The organism is Streptomyces sp. NPDC037013, from assembly GCF_055607265.1.
The window spans coordinates 376,409-393,058 of sequence record NZ_JBVJRV010000004.1; the positions used below are offsets into that span (position 1 = coordinate 376,409).

Annotated in this window: 16 protein-coding genes; 11 read left to right on the forward strand and 5 right to left on the reverse strand. The window is 73.4% G+C overall.

Features of this window, described 5'->3' with window-relative positions; all coding sequences use genetic code 11:
* Positions 1 to 19: 19 nt before the first annotated feature.
* The 3 genes from ACZ7DY_RS16265 to ACZ7DY_RS16275 are packed head-to-tail and all read right to left on the reverse strand — an operon-like array spanning position 20 to position 2,912.
* Positions 20 to 667, reverse strand: a complete 648-nt coding sequence (locus tag ACZ7DY_RS16265; RefSeq protein WP_471135403.1) for a LutC/YkgG family protein — start codon at positions 665 to 667, stop codon at positions 20 to 22.
* A complete protein-coding gene (locus ACZ7DY_RS16270) occupies positions 664 to 2,154 on the reverse strand; it encodes a LutB/LldF family L-lactate oxidation iron-sulfur protein (RefSeq protein WP_471135406.1) in 1,491 nt (496 codons plus the stop codon). The genes ACZ7DY_RS16265 and ACZ7DY_RS16270 overlap by 4 nt, the downstream gene beginning before the upstream one ends.
* The gene (locus tag ACZ7DY_RS16275; RefSeq protein WP_471136677.1) at positions 2,151 to 2,912 is read right to left on the reverse strand and encodes a (Fe-S)-binding protein; all 762 of its coding nucleotides are present in this window, start codon (positions 2,910 to 2,912) and stop codon (positions 2,151 to 2,153) included. Before ACZ7DY_RS16275 ends, ACZ7DY_RS16270 begins: the two co-directional genes overlap by 4 nt.
* 218 nt (positions 2,913 to 3,130) lie before the next feature.
* Here ACZ7DY_RS16275 and ACZ7DY_RS16280 point away from each other — a divergent pair, with 218 nt between their 5' ends.
* The 3 genes from ACZ7DY_RS16280 to ACZ7DY_RS16290 all read left to right on the forward strand — a co-directional run bounded on the left by ACZ7DY_RS16280 (position 3,131) and on the right by ACZ7DY_RS16290 (position 6,178).
* Entirely contained in the window at positions 3,131 to 4,432 is a 1,302-nt protein-coding gene (locus tag ACZ7DY_RS16280) for an alpha/beta fold hydrolase (RefSeq protein WP_471135409.1), read from the forward strand.
* A 95-nt stretch (positions 4,433 to 4,527) separates the two neighbouring features.
* Positions 4,528 to 5,286 carry a PIG-L deacetylase family protein gene (locus ACZ7DY_RS16285; protein WP_471135411.1) on the forward strand — a complete coding sequence of 253 codons (759 nt, stop codon included), beginning with the start codon at positions 4,528 to 4,530 and terminating at the stop codon, positions 5,284 to 5,286.
* A gap of 58 nt (positions 5,287 to 5,344) precedes the next feature.
* Entirely contained in the window at positions 5,345 to 6,178 is an 834-nt protein-coding gene (locus ACZ7DY_RS16290; RefSeq protein WP_471135412.1) for an enoyl-CoA hydratase/isomerase family protein, read from the forward strand.
* A 66-nt stretch (positions 6,179 to 6,244) separates the two neighbouring features.
* Here ACZ7DY_RS16290 and ACZ7DY_RS16295 read toward each other — a convergent pair whose 3' ends face one another.
* The gene (locus ACZ7DY_RS16295) at positions 6,245 to 7,195 is read right to left on the reverse strand and encodes an SDR family oxidoreductase (protein WP_471135415.1); all 951 of its coding nucleotides are present in this window, start codon (positions 7,193 to 7,195) and stop codon (positions 6,245 to 6,247) included.
* A 47-nt stretch (positions 7,196 to 7,242) separates the two neighbouring features.
* Positions 7,243 to 7,800, reverse strand: coding sequence for a DUF6817 domain-containing protein (locus ACZ7DY_RS16300; protein ID WP_471135417.1), 558 nt, complete (start codon positions 7,798 to 7,800; stop codon positions 7,243 to 7,245).
* 257 nt (positions 7,801 to 8,057) lie between these two features.
* Here ACZ7DY_RS16300 and ACZ7DY_RS16305 point away from each other — a divergent pair, with 257 nt between their 5' ends.
* The 8 genes from ACZ7DY_RS16305 (at position 8,058) to ACZ7DY_RS16340 (ending at position 16,630) form a co-directional block, all read left to right on the forward strand.
* Positions 8,058 to 9,008 carry a LysR family transcriptional regulator gene (locus ACZ7DY_RS16305; protein WP_471135419.1) on the forward strand — a complete coding sequence of 317 codons (951 nt, stop codon included), beginning with the start codon at positions 8,058 to 8,060 and terminating at the stop codon, positions 9,006 to 9,008.
* Positions 9,009 to 9,054: 46 nt separating this feature from the next.
* The gene (locus tag ACZ7DY_RS16310) at positions 9,055 to 9,669 is read left to right on the forward strand and encodes a helix-turn-helix domain-containing protein (protein ID WP_471135421.1); all 615 of its coding nucleotides are present in this window, start codon (positions 9,055 to 9,057) and stop codon (positions 9,667 to 9,669) included.
* 87 nt (positions 9,670 to 9,756) lie between these two features.
* A complete protein-coding gene (locus ACZ7DY_RS16315) occupies positions 9,757 to 10,725 on the forward strand; it encodes an NADPH:quinone oxidoreductase family protein (protein WP_471135424.1) in 969 nt (322 codons plus the stop codon).
* Positions 10,722 to 11,909 (forward strand): acyl-CoA dehydrogenase family protein, encoded by a 1,188-nt coding sequence (locus ACZ7DY_RS16320; RefSeq protein WP_471135427.1) that lies wholly within the window; start codon positions 10,722 to 10,724, stop codon positions 11,907 to 11,909. The genes ACZ7DY_RS16315 and ACZ7DY_RS16320 overlap by 4 nt, the downstream gene beginning before the upstream one ends.
* The gene (locus tag ACZ7DY_RS16325; RefSeq protein ID WP_471135429.1) at positions 11,909 to 13,015 is read left to right on the forward strand and encodes an acyl-CoA dehydrogenase family protein; all 1,107 of its coding nucleotides are present in this window, start codon (positions 11,909 to 11,911) and stop codon (positions 13,013 to 13,015) included. The genes ACZ7DY_RS16320 and ACZ7DY_RS16325 overlap by 1 nt, the downstream gene beginning before the upstream one ends.
* A gap of 141 nt (positions 13,016 to 13,156) precedes the next feature.
* A complete protein-coding gene (locus ACZ7DY_RS16330) occupies positions 13,157 to 14,746 on the forward strand; it encodes an ABC transporter substrate-binding protein (protein ID WP_471135431.1) in 1,590 nt (529 codons plus the stop codon).
* A 59-nt stretch (positions 14,747 to 14,805) separates the two neighbouring features.
* Positions 14,806 to 15,771 carry an ABC transporter permease gene (locus tag ACZ7DY_RS16335; RefSeq protein ID WP_471135434.1) on the forward strand — a complete coding sequence of 322 codons (966 nt, stop codon included), beginning with the start codon at positions 14,806 to 14,808 and terminating at the stop codon, positions 15,769 to 15,771.
* Positions 15,764 to 16,630 carry an ABC transporter permease gene (locus ACZ7DY_RS16340; protein WP_471135437.1) on the forward strand — a complete coding sequence of 289 codons (867 nt, stop codon included), beginning with the start codon at positions 15,764 to 15,766 and terminating at the stop codon, positions 16,628 to 16,630. The genes ACZ7DY_RS16335 and ACZ7DY_RS16340 overlap by 8 nt, the downstream gene beginning before the upstream one ends.
* The last annotated feature ends 20 nt before the right edge of the window (positions 16,631 to 16,650 follow it).

Consider the following 16,650-nt stretch of genomic DNA (forward strand, 5'->3'; position numbering starts at 1 on the left):
CTCACGCTAGCCGCGCCCGTCACTCGCCGCTCATCAGCACCACCTCAAGGGTGCGCGGACCGTGCACTCCCTCGACCCGGTCGAGCTCGATGTCGCTGGTCGCGGAGGGGCCCGAGATCCAGGTGAGCGGACGGGCCGGGTCCAGCCGTTCGAGGGCCTGCGGCACCGAGGCGACGACCTGGTCGGGGACCCGTACGACGCAGATGTGGTGGTCGGGGACGAGAGTGATGCGGCGGCGGCCCTGGTCGGGGGAGCCGTCGAGAACGAGCGTGCCGGTCTCGGCGACGGCGACGGCGCAGCCGGTGACGACGCTGTCGACCCGGTCGAGCTGCCCGGCCGTGAGCGCGGCGCGGTCGTGGACCAGCACCGCACCCGCCTCGGCCAGCCAGCCGTGCGGCAGCTCCGGCGGCACCAGCACCGATGCGGCACCGCGCTCCGCGAGCAGCCGCATGAGCGTCGTCGGGAGCTCCGCGCGGGTGGCGCGGTGCACGATCGCGCGGTAGTCCGCCAGGTTCTCCGCGAGGAGGCCGACGGTCTCCTCGGTGTCGCGGACGCCGTGCTCGCGCGCGTACCCGCGGCTCACCGCGCTCTCGTACGTGGGGTCGTCGTCCGGCACGTCGGCGAGCGCCCTGCGCACCCGGCCCAGGATCCGGTCCCTGCTGTTCACTTGCCGCCCTCCGCGTCGTCCTTGCCGCCGTTCGTCCGCTGCCACCAGTCGCGGAACGGCTCCGTCGGCACCTTCGGCAGCTCGCGGGTCGCGCTCCACGCCTGCCCGGGCCCCGGCAGGGTGCGCGGATGGAACCGCCGGGTGCGCGCGGCGAGCCGCTGGCCGGCGCGCATCGCCCCGGGCCGCGCGAACGCCAGTCCCGCCGCGCGCATCGCCGCCCGCTCCGCCGCGTGCCCCTTGGCGGGCTTCAGCCTCACCCTGTTCCCGTCACGGGTGGCCTCGCCGCCCTGGACGACGCGCTCCCGCAGATGGACGAGGACCTCGGGGATGTCGATGGCGACCGGGCACACGTCGTAGCAGGCCCCGCAGAGCGAGGAGGCGTACGGCAGGGAGGCGTCGATCTCGCTCCGGGTGCCCCGCAGCTGCGGGCTGAGGATCGCGCCGATCGGACCCGGGTAGACAGAGCCGTACGCGTGCCCGCCCGCCCGCTCGTACACCGGGCACACGTTGAGACAGGCCGAGCAGCGGATGCAGCGCAGGGCCTGGCGGCCCACCTCGTCGGCGAGGGTGTCGGTGCGGCCGTTGTCGAGCAGGACCAGGTGGATGGCGGTGGGGCCGTCCTCGTCGGAGGTGCCCGTCCACATCGACGTGTACGGGTTCATGCGCTCGGCCGTGGCGGAGCGGGGGAGGGTCTGGAGGAAGATCTCCAGGTCGCGCCAGGACGGGACGACCTTCTCGATGCCGACGACGGAGATCAGCGTCTCGGGCAGGGTGAGGCACATCCGGCCGTTGCCCTCGGACTCGACGACGACCAGCGTGCCGGTCTCGGCGACCATGAAGTTCGCCCCGGAGACGCCGACCTTGGCGCGCAGGAACTTCTCCCGCAGGTGCAGCCGCGCCGCCTCCGCGAGTTCGGCCGGCGTGTCGGAGAGCCCGGCGGGGGCCGGGCGCCCCCAACTGCCCATCTCCCGCTCGAAGATCTGGCGGATCTCGCCGCGGTTGCGGTGGATGGCGGGGACGAGGATGTGCGAGGGGCGGTCCCTGCCGAGCTGCACGATGAGTTCGGCGAGGTCGGTCTCGTAGGCGCGGATGCCCTCGGCCTCCAGGGCTTCGTTGAGGCCGATCTCCTGGGTGGCCATCGACTTGACCTTGACGACCTCCGTCTCACCGGTGGCCTTGACCAGGCCGGTGACGATGCGGTTCGCCTCGTCGGCGTCGGCCGCCCAGTGCACGGTGCCGCCGGCCCGTACGACCGACTCCTCCAACTGCACGAGGTAGCGGTCGAGATGGCGCAGCGTGTGGTCCTTGACGCGCTTGCCCGCCTCGCGCAGCTCGGCCCAGTCGGAGAGCTCGGCGACGGCGCGGGCCCGCTTGTCGCGGATGGTGTGTGTCGCGTGCCGCAGGTTGGCCCGCAGCGTGGTGTCGCCGACCGCCTCGCGCGCCGCGCGGGGGAAGGCGGGCATGCCGACGAATGTGCCGCCGCTCATGACAGGGGCTCCTCTTCCGTACCGGCCAGGATCTCCGCGATGTGCACGGGCCGCACGGCCGTGCGCAGCCGGGCCATCGTGCCGCCGATGTGCATCAGACACGAGTTGTCCGCCGCGCACAGGACCTCGGCCCCGGTCGACTCGGCGTTGCGCACCTTGTCGGCTCCCATCGCCGCCGACACGTCGGGGTTCTTGACGGCGAACGTGCCGCCGAAGCCGCAGCACTCCTCGGCGCCGGGCAGCTCCACCAGTTCGAGCCCCTTGACGGCCCGCAGGAGCCGGACGGGCCGCTCGCCGAGGCCGAGCGCGCGCAGGCCGTGACAGGTCGGGTGGTAGGTGACCTTGTGCGGGTAGTGGGCCCCGACGTCGGTGACGCCGAGGACGTCCACCAGGAACTCCGTGAGCTCGTACGTCTTGGGCACCACCGGCGCGAGGGCGCGGGCGAGGTCCTCGCCGCGGCCCTCGGCACGCGCCCGCTCGCCCATGCGCGGGTACAGCTCGCGCACCATCGCCGCGCACGATCCGGAGGGCGTCACGACCGCGTCGTACTCGTCCGAGGCGAAGACATCGGAGAAATAGCGGGCGAGTGGTTCCGCCTGGTGGCGGTAGCCGGTGTTGTAGTGCGCCTGCCCGCAACAGGTCTGCGCCATCGGGAAGTCGACCTCAACTCCCAGCCTGGTCAGCAGTTTCACCACCGCGCGGCCCGTGTCCGGATAGAGCGTGTCATTGACACAGGTCAGGAACAGGGCGACGCGCATCGCGGGTTCCTCCTCGTCGGTCATCGGATGGGTGCAGCGTACGCGGGCGTGCGGCGCCGCGGGAGGCGTCCGGTTCATGTCGGGCCGGCGAGCGCCCCCGCCCCCCGGCCGGCCCGGCAGTGGAGATCCCGGGGCAGGCCGCCCGGCCGGGTGTGCTGGACTGGGAGGGAAGATCCGTACCCCTTCCGCCGGATACCGAGCCTCGCCCAGGAGCAGCCTTGACCGTCACGTACCGCCAGCCGGGAGTCGTCCTCACCGACCGCCGCTTCAGCGTGCCGCTCGACCACGACGATCCGACGGGGGAGCGGATCGAGCTCTTCGCCCGCGAGGCGGTATCCGCCGATCCGGGCGGCGCGGACCGGCCCTGGCTCGTCTACCTCCAGGGCGGCCCCGGCTGCGCGGCCACCCGCTTCCACGGCACGGAGTCCTGGCTCGGCCGCGCCCTCGCCGACTTCCGCGTCCTCCTCCTCGACCAGCGCGGCACCGGCAACTCCACCCCCGCCAACCGCCAGACGCTCCCGCTGCGCGGCGGCCCCCGCGAACAGGCCGACTACCTGGCCCGCTTCCGCGCCGACTCCATCGTCCGCGACTGCGAGGCCATCCGCCCCGAGGTGACGGGCGGCGCGCCCTGGACCGTCCTCGGGCAGAGCTTCGGCGGGTTCTGCGCCACGCACTACCTGTCGGCCGCGCCCGAGGGGCTGGCCACCGCGCTCATCACCGGCGGCCTGCCCACGCTCGACGGCCACGCCGACGACGTCTACCGCGCGGCCTACCCGCGCATGGCCCGCAAGAGCGCCGCGCACTACGCCCGCTACCCGCAGGACGTCGAGCGGGCCCGGCGCATCGCCGCCCACATCGCCGAGCACGAGCCGGTCATCGCCGGCCGCTACCGGCTCACCGTCCCGGCCTTCCAGTCCCTCGGCATGCTGCTCGGCTCGGGCGACGGCAGCCACCGGCTGCACTACCTCCTGGAGGACGCCTTCGTGCGGACCCCGTCCGGGCCCGCGCTCTCCGACGCCTTCCAGGAGGACGTGCGGTCCGTGCTCTCGTACGCGAGCGTGCCGCTCTTCGCCGTCCTCCACGAGTCCATCTACGGCCAGGACGAGCGGCCCACCGCCTGGGCGGCGGAGCGGGTGCGCGCCGAATTCCCGGAGTTCGACCCGGAGAAGTCCCTCGCGGGCGACGCGCCGCTGCTCTTCACGGGCGAGGCCGTGCAGCGCTGGATGTTCGACTGCGACCCGGCGCTGCGTCCCCTGCGCGAGACCGCGGACCTGCTCGCCGCCCGCACCGACTGGCCGCGCCTGTACGACACCGGGCGCCTCGCCGCGAACGAGGTGCCGGTGGCCGCGGCGATCTACCACGACGACCTGTACGTCGACACGGAACACTCCCTGCGCACCGCCCGCACCATCCGCGGCCTGCGGACCTGGGTCACCGACGAGTACGAGCACGACGGGCTGCGCGTGAGCGGACCGCGCGTCCTCGACCGGCTGCTGGCGCTGGCGCGCGGCCAGGCATAGAGGCCGCCCGGCGCCCGCCGCCCGGCCCTCAATTCTCGGCCGGGCGGCGGAAATCGGGCCGGGGCCGGCCGGGCCCCGGCGATAAGGTGAGGATCATGACCGAGCAGATTTCAGCCACACCCGCCGACCAGCTCACTCCCATGCCCGAGGACTGGCGGCGCGCGCTCGCCGTCGTCGCTCACCCGGACGACCTCGAGTACGGCTGCGCGGCGGCGATCGCAGGCTGGACGGACGCCGGCAAGGACGTCACGTACGTCCTCGCGACGCGCGGCGAGGCGGGCATCGCCACGCTCGACCCCGCCACCTGCGCGCCACTGCGCGAGCGGGAGCAGCGGGCGAGCGCGGCCGTCGTCGGCGTGCGGGCCGTGGAGTTCCTCGACCACAAGGACGGCGTCGTCGAGTACGGCACGGCGCTGCGCCGCGACATCGCCGCCGCCATCCGCAGGCACCGGCCCGAACTCGTCATCACCCTCAACCACCGCGACACCTGGGGCGGCGTGGCCTGGAACACCCCGGACCACGTGGCGGTCGGCCGCGCCACACTGGACGCCGCGGCGGACGCCGGCAACCGCTGGATCTTCCCGGAGCTGATCGAGGAGCAGGGCCTGGAGCCGTGGAACGGCGTGCGGTGGGTCGCCGTGGCCGGCTCGGCGACGCCCACGCACGCCGTGGACGCCTCGGCCGGTCTTGAGCGCTCGGTGGCCTCGCTCCTCGAACACCGCACGTACATCGAGGCGTTGACCGAAGAGGACCCGGAGAAGTACTGCCGGACGTTCCTGACGGGCAACGCGCAGGCCGTGGCGCCGCGCTTCGGCGGAAAGCCGGCGGTCGCGTTCGAGGTCTTCAGTCGGTGAGCCCCCGCCCGTAACCTGACGGCCCATCAGGACCGGCGGCGCGGGGAGCGGGGCGCGGATGATCGACACGACCGGCACGGAGATCCCGGAGGGCGCGGAGCGGCTGCGCCTCGACGTCGAGGACGGGCTCGGCATCCTCACCCTCTGCCGCCCCCGCAAGCTCAACGCGTGGAGCTGGGAGTCCACGCGCCAACTCGGCCTGTTCGCCGACCGCATCCGCTTCGACGACTCCATCAGGGCGGTGCTGCTGCGGGCGGAGGGCCGGGCGTTCTGCGCGGGCATCGACATCACGGCCCCGGGCGGCGCGATCACGGGCCGCTCGGGCGCCGAGCGCACCCACAACACCTATGAGGCGATGCGCTGGGTCCACGAGCGTTTCCGCGCCTTCGCCGGGCTGCCGCAGCCGGTCGTCGCGGCCGTGCAGGGCTACTGCCTGGGCTTCGGCTTCGAGCTCGCGCTCATGGCGGACGTGCGGATCGCCGCGGACGACGCGGTCTTCGCGCTGCCCGAGGCGACCCTCGGCGTCGCCGTGGACGCGGGCGGCGACCTGCGCATCGCCCGCGAGGCCGGTGCCGGGTGGGCCAAGCTCCTCGCGCTCACCGGGCGCCGCATCGACGCGGCCACGGCGGAGCGGCTCCGGCTGGTCCAGCAGGTCGTCCCCGGCGCGGAGCTCGCGGGGGCGGCCCGGTCCCTGGCCGCCGAGATCGCGGCGAACGGGCCGCTCGCCGTGCGGGGCATCAAACGCGGCATCGACGCCTACGCCGACGCAGGGATGGCGGGCGCGCTCGACCGCGTCGCGATGAACGCGGCGATCACGCTCACGTCGGAGGACTCCAGGGCGGGGTACGGGGCGAAAGGGGCGGGCCGGGCGGCGTCCTTCGAGGGGAAGTGACGGCGCCTGCGAGGGAAGTGATGGCGCCTGCGAGGCGGGTGCGGGAGGCGAGTGTCCCCCGGGGCGTCACCCTTCGAACTCCCCCCGCCCCAGCTGTTCCCGCACCGTCACCATCGGCGGACTCACCAGCCCGCGGCGCTGCCAGTTCGCGCCGTCGACCACCAGCGTGTGGCCGGTGATGAAGCGGGCGTACGGTGAGGCCAGGAACGTCGCCGCCCAGCCGAGTTCGCGGGGCAGGCCGACGCGCAGGGCGGGTTGGCGGGCGGCCTTGTCCCGGGCCCGGTCGAGGTTGCCGCGGATGTCGTCGGTCATGTCGTCGTGCGGCATCAGCCCCGGCACCAGACCGTTGACCTGGATGCCGTACGGCCCCCACTCCACGGCCAGGGTCTCCACCATGCTCTTCACCCCGGCCTTGGCCGCCGCGCTGTGCGCGAAGCCGGGGCCACCGGTCCAGGCGTACGACGCCCCGACGTCGATGACCGAGCCGGGGGTGCCCGCCGCCAGATGGCGCCGGGCGAACTCACGCGTCATCAGGAACGTGCCGGTGAGCGTGATGTCGACGACCGCGCGCCAGGCGCCCGGCGACATCTCCTCGGCGGGCACGGGGAAGTTGGCGGCCGCGTTGTTCACCAGGACGCCCGGCAGACCGTATGCCGCCTGCGCCGCGTCGAAGACCTCCGCGACCCGACCGGCGTCCCGGATGTCGCAGACCGCCGCCGTCACGCGCCCGCCCAGCGCCGCCAGTTCGTCCCGCGCCGCCCGCAGCCGGTCCTCCTTGCGGCTCGCGATCACCAGGTCGGCGCCGAGCCGCGCGAACTCCGCCGCGACCGCCTTGCCGAGACCCGTCCCGCCGCCCGTGACGAGCACCACCGTCCCGTCGTACGTGCCGGGCGGCAGCGCGGACGCCCCCAGCGGGGGAGGGGACGGGAGCCCGGGCAGCGCGCTGTCCGGGCCATCCGTTCCACCGGTCTCGCCGGCACCTCGATCCGTCCCGCCGTCCGCTCCGTGGTCCGTCATGCGCGCATCGATACCTCGTACGGGACGAAACCTCCATGCCCGCGTGCCTACGCGCCGCCGAGGACGTCCTCGCACTCCTGCCGGGCGGCGGGGCTCAGGAGCGGGCCGAGGCGGGTGAACAGGCGGGCCAGGCCTGGTCCGTGGCGCGTGCGGAAGTCGGCGTCGACGCGGGCGATGTCCAGTTCGTTGGCGGCGGTGAGTTCGGCGAAGTCCGCCCGGCGGGACGGCGTGGGCGTGAAGGTGCGGCCGGTGAACCTGTCCCGGAAGAGGGTCGCCGGACCCGTGAGTGCCGGGTACGTGGCCGCGCGGTCGCAGCTCGCGTAGAGGTACACGAGGGCCTCGGCCTCCTCGCCGACGAGCTCCTGTATCCGGGCGCGCCCGTCGAGCGGCACCAGCGACAGGGCAAAACCGTCCGTGCCGTACAACGCGTGGCAGAGACCGGCCAGTTGGAGGGCGGGGCGGGCGCCCCACTCGGCGAGCCGCCGATGGACGCGGTCGAGGTGGGCCAGGAGGGTGCCGCCGGGGTGGTCCAGCCTCCCGGCACCCAGTTCGCACAGGAGCAGGCGCGCGGCACGGGCGGGATCGACGGCAGGGGGACCGGTCATGAACTGCCTCCCGGGCAGGGCGCGGAGACGGGTGCCGCACGGATGGGGGCACGGCACCGGCAGGGGCGGGGAGTTGACGGGGAACGGCGCAGGTAAAGGAGGGTCGGCACCCGGCGCGCACCCCGGCACCGTCCGGAGCGGTACCGGAGCCCGGCCGGGTTGCCGCCCTTGGGCCCGAGAAGATCGTCCCGCCCGTCCCGTACTCAAGTCAATCCTCGGGTTTCCTTGCCCACCCCCAAGCTGTAACTTCAGCTGCCATGACCCTCGACGACCTCCGCGTCTTCGTCGCCGTCTGCCGCTCCGGCAGCCTCAGCGCCGTCGCCCGCGATCTCACCTGCACCCAGTCCGCGGTGAGCCAGCACATCAAGCGCCTGGAGCGCGAGACGGGCGTCGCGCTCCTGGAGCGCCACCCGCGCGGTGTCGTGCCCACCCAGGCGGGCCGGCTCCTGCACACCGCCGCGGCGGGGGGACTCGGCGACATCGACCACGCCCTGCGCCGGCTGCGCGATCTGGTGCAGGGCGAGGCCGGTTCGGTGCGCATCACCACCGGGTCGACCACCGTCCGCCACTTCATGTCGACCGCCGTGGTCGACTTCCGCCGCCACCACCCCAACGTCAGCCTGGAGTTCCAGACCACGCACTCCAGCCGCAGCTGCTTCGACGCCCTCCTCGCGGGCGGCCTCGACCTCGCCTGGATCACCCTGGGCGAGCCCGTGCGCGGCATCGAGCAGCGCCCCGTCGTCGAGCTGCCCTGGGTCCTCGCCGTGGCAGCGGCCGACCCGCTCGCCGCCAAGTCCCGTATCGACGCCGGTGACCTGGCAGAGATCAGCCTCATCGCCCTGCCCGAGAACGCCACGTCCCGCTCCCGCCTCGACGCCTGGCTCGCCGCGTCCGGCACCGCTCTCACCTCGGACACCAGCGTCGCCGACTGGGACACCGCGATCCTCCTGGCCGAACTCGGCCTCGGCCACGCCATCGTCCCCGACCTGCCCGCCTGGCACGGCCCCGCCCATCCCGGCCTGCGCCTCATCCCCATCCCCGACCTGCCCGCCCTGTGGACCGGCTGGGCCGTGCGCCGGTGGGACGCCCTGTCGCCGCTGGTCCGGGCCTTCGCGGACACGGTGGAGGCGCACTGCGCGGTGACGTTCGGCGCGGGGGAGAGGGCCGCCGGCCGGGCAGGGGCGGCCCCGGAGCCTCTCATGCGATAACGACAAACCCCTTTGCCGGTACCGCAAATTCCTGCATGATGTCGGCATGAGTGAGAACGAGACGGCGGACCCGGAGTCGATGGACCAGGTCCTCACCGAGGTCGGTCCCCGGCTGCGCCGGATCCGCAAGGAGCGCGGCGCCACCCTCGCCGGGCTCTCCGCTGCCACCGGCATCTCGGTGAGCACCCTCTCCCGGCTGGAGTCGGGCCATCGCAGACCCAGCCTGGAGCTGCTCCTGCCCATCGCCCGCGCCCACCAGGTCCCGCTGGACGAACTGGTCGGCGCCCCGCCCGTCGGCGACCCGCGCGTGCGCGCCAAGCCGATCGTGCGGCACGGCCGCACCATGCTCCCGCTGACCCGGCAGCCCGGCGGCCTCCAGGCGTACAAGGTGGTCGAGCCCGCACGGGCGAAACCGGCGCCGGAGCCGCAGACCCACGAGGGGTACGAGTGGCTCTACGTGCTCTCCGGGAAGCTGCGCCTGATCCTCGGCGACCACGACGTGGTGCTCGGACCCGGTGAGGCCGCGGAGTTCGACACCCGGGTCCCGCACTGGTTCGGGGCCACGAGCGAGGCGGGCGCGGAGTACATCAGCCTCTTCGGGCCGCAGGGGGAGCGGATGCACGTACGGGCGCGCCCCACCCGCAAGGGGGACGCGGACTGAGGGGCGGGCGGGACTGTTCCCTTCGGGGCAAGCGACCGCTTAGTATGCGGACGAGCCCGGTCTACGACAGCCCCGTGGAGGCCCCGCATGCAGGCATGGCAAGTGCACGAGAACGGCGAGCCGGGCGAGGTGATGCGCCTCGCCGAGGTGGACCGCCCCCCGCTCGACGAGGGGCAGGTGCTGCTGAAGGTGCGCGCCGCCAACATCAACTTCCCGGACGCGCTGCTCTGCCGGGGCCACTACCAGGTCAGGCCCCCGCTGCCGTTCACGCCCGGCATGGAGATCTGCGGCGAGACCGAGGACGGGCGGCGCGTGATCGCCAACCCGGTGCTGCCGTACGGCGGGCTCGCCGAGTACGCCGTGGCGGAGAGCGCGGCGCTGCTGTCCGCCCCGGACGCGCTGGACGACGCGGAGGCCGCCGCGCTCCACATCGGCTACCAGACCGGCTGGTTCGGCCTGCACCACCGCGCCCGCCTCCAGGCGGGCGAGACCCTCCTGGTGCACGCGGCCGCCGGCGGCGTCGGCAGCGCCGCGGTGCAGCTCGGCAAGGCGGCGGGCGCCAAGGTCATCGGGGTCGTCGGCGGCGCGGAGAAGGCCCGCGTCGCACGCGAGCTCGGCTGCGACCTCGTCCTCGACCGGCACACGGACGACGTCATCGGCGCCGTCAAGGAGGCGACCGGCGGCCGCGGCGCCGACGTGATCTACGACCCGGTGGGCGGCGACGCCTACACCAAGTCCGCCAAGTGCGTGGCCTTCGAGGGCCGCATCGTCGTCATCGGCTTCGCCAGCGGCGCCATCCCCTCGCCCGCGCTCAACCACGCCCTCGTCAAGAACTACTCGATCGTGGGCCTGCACTGGGGCCTGTACAAGACGAAGGACCCGGGCCTGATCCTGCGCTGCCACGACGAGCTGACCGGGCTCGCCGCCAAGGGGGCCATCAAGCCCCTGGTGAGCGAGCGCGCGTCGATGGCCGACGGCGCCGCCGCGGTGCAGCGCGTCGCCGACGGCGTCACCACCGGCCGGGTCGTCGTCCTCCCGCACGGAGGTGCCGCATGACCGACACGACAGAACTGCGCGCCCGTACCCAGGAGTTGCTCACCGCGCACCCGCCGGCCGCGGTGGACCGCGCCGACTTCCTCACGGCCCGCTTCGACGCCGGCCTCGCCTGGGTGCACTACCCCGAAGGGCTCGGCGGCCTCGGCGCGCCGCGCTCCCTGCAGGCCGTCGTGGACGCCGAACTGGAGGCCGCGGGCGCCCCCGACAACGACCCGCGCCGCATCGGCATCGGCCTGGGCATGGCCGCGCCGACGATCCTCGGCTTCGGCACCGACGAGCAGAAGCGCCGTTTCCTGCGCCCGCTGTGGACCGGCGAGGAGGTGTGGTGCCAGCTCTTCAGCGAGCCGGGCGCCGGATCCGACCTCGCGGCGCTCGGCACCCGCGCCGTCCGCGACGAGGCCACCGGCGACTGGATCGTCAACGGCCAGAAGGTGTGGACCTCCAGCGCGCACAGTGCCCGCTGGGCCATCCTCATCGCCCGCACCGACCCGGACCTGCCCAAGCACCGCGGCATCACGTACTTCGTGTGCGACATGACCGACCCGGGCGTCGAGGTGCGGCCGCTGCGCCAGATCACCGGCGAGGCCGAGTTCAACGAGGTGTTCCTCAGCGACGTGCGCATCCCGGACGCGCACCGCCTCGGCGAGGTCGGCGAGGGGTGGAAGGTCGCCCAGACCACGCTGATGAACGAGCGCGTCTCCATCGGCGGCATGCGCATCCCGCGCGAGGGCGGCATGATCGGCCCGGTCGCCGCGGCCTGGCGAGACCGCCCCGAACTGCGCACCTGTGACCTGCACCAGCGTCTGCTGAAGCTCTGGGTCGACGCGGAGGTCGCCCGGCTCACCGGGGAGCGGCTGCGCCAGCAGCTCGTCGCCGGGCAGCCTGGCCCCGAGGGCTCCGGCATGAAGCTCGGCTTCGCCCGTCTCAACCAGGAGATCAGCGCCCTGGAGGTCGAACTCCTCGGCGAGGAAGGGCTGTTGTACGACGACTGGACGATGCGCCGGCCCGAGCTGGTCGACTTCACGGGACGGGAGGCGGGCTACCGCTATCTGCGCTCCAAGGGCAACAGCATCGAGGGCGGGACCAGCGAGGTCCTGCTGAACATCGTCGCCGAGCGCGTCCTCGGCCTGCCCGCCGAGCCGCGCACCGACAAGGACGTCGCCTGGAAGGACCTGGCCCGTTGATGACACAGAGCGAACAGCGCGACCTGCTCTACTCCGAAGAGGAAGAGGCGCTGCGCGCGGCCGTGCGGGGGCTGCTCGCCGACCGGTGCGACGCCGCCGCCGTCCTCGCCCGCGCCGAGAGCGACACCCCGTACGACCCGGAGCTGTGGAAGGCGCTCACCGAGGGCATGGGCCTTGCCGGGCTCCTCGTCCCCGAGGAGCTGGGCGGTCAGGGCGCCACGCACCGTGAAGTGGCCGTCGTCCTGGAGGAGTTGGGGCGCGCGGTAGCCCCCGTGCCCTACCTCACCAGTGCCGTCGTCGCCACCGAGACGCTGCTCGCCTGCGGCGGCGACGAGGCCGCCGGGCTGCTCGGCGCGCTCGCCTCCGGCCGCACGGTGGCCGCGCTCGCGGTGGGCCTCGCCGTCGCCCCCGGCGGCCCCCACCGGGACGTACGCGCGGAAGACGGCGCCCTGCACGGGGGGTTGACCGGGATCGCGGACGCGGCCGGCGCCGACGTGCTGCTCGTCCCGGCCGGTGGCGCGCTCTACGCGGTCGACACGGCGCAGGACGGCGTCACCGTCACCGCGCAGACCTCCTTCGACCTCACCCGGCCGCTCGCCGCGGTGACCTTCGACGCGGCACGCGGCCGCGAGCTGACGCGGGACGCCGAAGCGGCCGTACGGCGGGGTCTGCGGGCCGGCGCCGCCCTGCTCGCCTCGGAGCAGCTCGGCGTCGCCGACTGGTGCCTGACGGAGACCGTCCGCTACACCAAGGAGCGGCACCAGTTCAACCGCCCGGTCGGCTCCTTCCAGGCGCTCAAGCACCGGCTGGCCCAGCTGTGGCTGGAGACCGTCAACCTCCGTGCCGCCGCCCGCAACGCCGCCGACGCCCTCGCCGCGGACAGTGCCGAGGCCGACCTGGCGGCCGCCCTCGCCCAGGCCTGCGCCGCGCCGGTGGCGGTGCACGCCGCCGAGGAGGCGCTGCAACTGCACGGCGGTATCGGCATGACCTGGGAACACCCCGTCCACCTCTACCTGAAGCGCGCCAAGGCGGACTCGATCGCCTACGGCACGGCGGGCCGCCACCGCGAGGCGGTCGCCGAGCTGGTCGACCTCCGGGCGCCCTGACCGACGGCGCCGCGCCCCACCACCGAATTCGATGCAGCCCGCACCTACCAGGTGCGGGCTGCGCGTTTTACGCCCCCATTACGTAGTGCATAATTGCGAACTGTTCGCAATAACGGTTGATCTTCAGTAGGGGTGTGGAGCATGAGGGCCCGATCGATACGGGGCACGGGCGCGGTGGCGACGGCGGCCGCGATGGCGATCGCCGCCTCCGCCTGCTCGGCGCCCGGCGACGGCGACGGCGGCGCGAAGGACTCCGCGGTCGTCGGCATCGCGTACGAGCCCGAGACCCTCAGCCCCCTCCTCGGCTACGGCAAGGACGGCAACTCGAAGATCTTCGACGGGCTGCTCATGCACGACGCCGACATGAAGCTCAGGCCCGCCCTCGCCGCCGCGCTGCCCCAGGTCGCCGACGACGGCAAGACCTACACGTACAAGCTGCGCAAGGGCGTCAAGTTCAGCGACGGCAAACCCTTCTCCGCCAAGGACGTCGTCTTCACCTACGAGACGATCCTCGACAAGAAGACCAACAACGCCTCCAAGACCGAGCTCGACGCCCTCAAGAGCGTCGAGGCCAAGGGCGACGACACCGTCGTCTTCCACCTCAAGTACCCCTACGCGCCGTTCGCCGAGCGCACCGTGCTGCCCATCGCGCCCGAGCACATCGCCGGCAAGCAGGACGTGAACAACGGCGCCTTCACCACCAAGCCGATCGGCACCGGCCCCTACGAGCTGGTCAAGTGGTCCAAGGGCGAGAAGCTGACCTTCAAGGCCAACCCCGACTACTGGGGCGGCGCGCCGAAGATCAAGAACTTCACCATGGCGATCATCAAGGACGACGACGTCCGCGCCACCCGGCTCGACGCCGGTGAGCTCGACGGCGCGATCCTGCCGCCCAACCTCGCCAAGAAGTACAAGGGCGACAGCGGCAAGAACACGTACGCCGCCAAGACCTTCGACTACCGCGTGGTGACCCTGCCCACCGGCAACAAGGTCGCCGGCGACACCGCCGTCCGCCGCGCCCTCGACGTCGGCGTGAACCGCAGGGCCATGGTCGACTCCATCCTGTACGGCGAGGGCAAGGAGGCCTACGGGCCCGTCCCGACCGACAGCCCCTGGTTCACCAAGGGCACCGAGCGCAAGTTCGACGCCGGCAGGGCGAAGAAGATCCTCGACGACGCCGGGTGGAAGCCGGGCAAGGACGGCATCCGCGAGAAGGACGGCGTCAAGGCGGCCTTCCCGCTCTGGTACCTCTCCGGCGACAAGCTCCGCCAGGACCACGCCCTCGCCTACGCCTCCGACGCCAAGAAGCTCGGCATCAAGGTGCAGGTGCAGTCCGGCACGTGGGAGGTCATCGAGCCGCGCATGCCCAAGGACGCGGTCCTCGCCGGCGGCGGCTCCCCGGCCGACCCCGACTTCGACCAGTACACCCTCCTGAAGTCCTCCCTCGCGGGCGACGGCTTCAACAACATGGCGCACTACGACAACCCCAAGGTCGACAAGGCCCTGGAGGACGCCCGCAAGAGCGGCGACCATGCCGAGCGCCGGGCCGCCTACGACACCATCCAGCGCGAGCTGGTGAAGGACCCCGGCTACACCTTCCTCACGCACATCGACCACCTCTACGTCGTCGACAAGAAGTTCGGCGACCTGAGCACGCAGGTCGAGCCGCACGACCACGGCCTGGCCTCCGGCCCCTGGTGGAACGTCGAGGACTGGCAGCCGAAGAAGTGACCACCGCGATACCCGGGGCCCCGGGGAAGACGGCACGCCGCCGCCTTCCCTGGGGTCCGATGGCCCGGCTCACGGGACGGCGGGCACTGTTCGCCGTGCCCGTGCTGCTCGTCGTCACCTTCGGCGTCTTCGCCGTCGCCGCAGCCTCGCCCTTCGACCCCGTCAAGGCGTACGCGGGCACCGCCGGGCTCACCGCCTCGCAGGAGAACCTCGAGCAGCTGCGCGCCAACCTCGGCGTCGACCGGCCGCTCGCCGCCCGCTGGTGGGAGTGGCTGACCTCGGCGCTCTCGGGCGACTTCGGGGACTCGACCACCCTGCGCCAGCCCGTCGCCGACGTCATCGGTGAACGCGTCGGCTGGTCGGTGCTGCTCGCCGCGACCGCGTTCCTCGTCGCCATCCTGCTCGGCACGGCCCTCGGCGTGCTCGCCGCCCGCAGGCCCGGCGGCTGGGTCGACCGCGCCGTGACCTCCCTCGCCTACACCCTGGAAGCCGCGCCACCGTTCTGGCTCGGCCTGCTCGCCGTCTGGTTCTTCGCGCTGAAGCTCGGCGTGCTGCCGTCGGGCGGCCTCACCGACACGGCCAGCTCGGCCGTGACGGCCGGACAGGTCGCACGCCATCTGGTGCTCCCCGCGGGCGTCCTCGCCGTCTCCCAGCTGCCCTGGTTCGTGCTGTACGTCCGCCAGGGCGTCGGCGACGCGCTCGGCGACGACCCGGTGCGCGGGGCACGCGCGCGTGGCCTCGCCGAACGCACCGTGCTCCTCGGCCACGCGCTGCGCTCCGGCATGCTGCCGGTCCTCACGCTCATCGGCTCGCGCGTCCCCGAACTGATCACCGGGGCGCTCCTGGTGGAGACCGTCTTCAGCTGGCCCGGCATCGCCGCGGCCACCGTGCAGGCCGCGACCGCCGTGGACTTCCCGCTGCTCGCCGCGCTGACCGCGCTCGCCACGGCCGCGGTCCTGCTCGGCAACCTCGTGGCCGACCTCCTGTACGGCCTCGCCGATCCGAGGGTGGGTTTCGATGGCTGACATCGTCTGGCGCGCCCGGGGCGGCGTGCGCCGCTCCACGCGCGCGTGGCGGGTGCGGACCTCCGCGGTGATCGTCGCCGCGGTCGTCCTCGCCGTCCTCGTCGTACCGCCGCTCGCCGACCTCGACGAGCAGGCCGTCGACCTCGCCGCGAAGCTCCGGCCGCCGTCCTGGACGCACCCCTTCGGCACCGACGACGTCGGCCGCGACCTGCTGCTTCGCTGCGTCTACGGACTGCGGGTCTCGCTCCTCGTGGGCGTCGTCGCGGCCGTCGTCGCCACCGTCATCGGCACCGCGGTCGGCGCCCTCGCGGCGGCCTCCGGCGGATGGGTGGACCGGATCGTGATGCGGCTCGTCGACGTCTTCTCCTCCGTGCCGCACCTGCTGCTCGGCATCTTCATCGTCGCGATGTTCCGGCCCGGCGTCTGGCCCGTCGTCGTCTCCGTGGCCCTCACGCACTGGCTCTCCACCGCCCGCATCGTGCGCGCCGAGGTCCTCTCCCTGCGCTCGCGGCCCTACGTCGACGCGGCGATCTCCGGCGGCGCCTCACGGCTGCGCGTCGCCGTGCGCCATCTGCTGCCCGGCGTCCTGCCGCAGGCCGGGCTCGCCGCCGTCCTGATGGTGCCGCACGCCATCTGGCACGAGTCCGCGCTCTCCTTCCTCGGCCTCGGACTCCCCACCCACCAGGCGAGCCTCGGCACCCTCGTGCAGAGCGCCCGGGGTTCGCTGCTCGCGGGGGAGTGGTGGCCCACCCTCTTCCCCGGCCTGTTCATCATCGTGCCCACCCTGGCGATCGCGGGCCTCGCGGGCGCCTGGCGGGAACGGATCAACCCCCGGCGCCGATCGGAGCTCATGCTGTGACGGTCCCCGTCCTCTCCGTG

Excerpts from the sequence above, each read along its gene's own strand:
- ACZ7DY_RS16305 (WP_471135419.1), top strand. The coding sequence starts at position 8,058 with ATGACCCTCGACGACCTCCGCGTCTTCGTCGCCGTCTGCCGCTCCGGC.
- ACZ7DY_RS16310 (WP_471135421.1), top strand. The coding sequence starts at position 9,055 with ATGAGTGAGAACGAGACGGCGGACCCGGAGTCGATGGACCAGGTCCTC.
- ACZ7DY_RS16290 (WP_471135412.1), top strand. The coding sequence starts at position 5,345 with ATGATCGACACGACCGGCACGGAGATCCCGGAGGGCGCGGAGCGGCTG.
- ACZ7DY_RS16325 (WP_471135429.1), top strand. The coding sequence starts at position 11,909 with ATGACACAGAGCGAACAGCGCGACCTGCTCTACTCCGAAGAGGAAGAG.
- ACZ7DY_RS16315 (WP_471135424.1), top strand. The coding sequence starts at position 9,757 with ATGCAGGCATGGCAAGTGCACGAGAACGGCGAGCCGGGCGAGGTGATG.
- ACZ7DY_RS16295 (WP_471135415.1), bottom strand. The coding sequence starts at position 7,195 with ATGACGGACCACGGAGCGGACGGCGGGACGGATCGAGGTGCCGGCGAG.
- ACZ7DY_RS16335 (WP_471135434.1), top strand. The coding sequence starts at position 14,806 with ATGGCCCGGCTCACGGGACGGCGGGCACTGTTCGCCGTGCCCGTGCTG.
- ACZ7DY_RS16330 (WP_471135431.1), top strand. The coding sequence starts at position 13,157 with ATGAGGGCCCGATCGATACGGGGCACGGGCGCGGTGGCGACGGCGGCC.
- ACZ7DY_RS16285 (WP_471135411.1), top strand. The coding sequence starts at position 4,528 with ATGACCGAGCAGATTTCAGCCACACCCGCCGACCAGCTCACTCCCATG.
- ACZ7DY_RS16300 (WP_471135417.1), bottom strand. The coding sequence starts at position 7,800 with ATGACCGGTCCCCCTGCCGTCGATCCCGCCCGTGCCGCGCGCCTGCTC.
- ACZ7DY_RS16275 (WP_471136677.1), bottom strand. The coding sequence starts at position 2,912 with ATGCGCGTCGCCCTGTTCCTGACCTGTGTCAATGACACGCTCTATCCG.
- ACZ7DY_RS16270 (WP_471135406.1), bottom strand. The coding sequence starts at position 2,154 with ATGAGCGGCGGCACATTCGTCGGCATGCCCGCCTTCCCCCGCGCGGCG.
- ACZ7DY_RS16340 (WP_471135437.1), top strand. The coding sequence starts at position 15,764 with ATGGCTGACATCGTCTGGCGCGCCCGGGGCGGCGTGCGCCGCTCCACG.
- ACZ7DY_RS16320 (WP_471135427.1), top strand. The coding sequence starts at position 10,722 with ATGACCGACACGACAGAACTGCGCGCCCGTACCCAGGAGTTGCTCACC.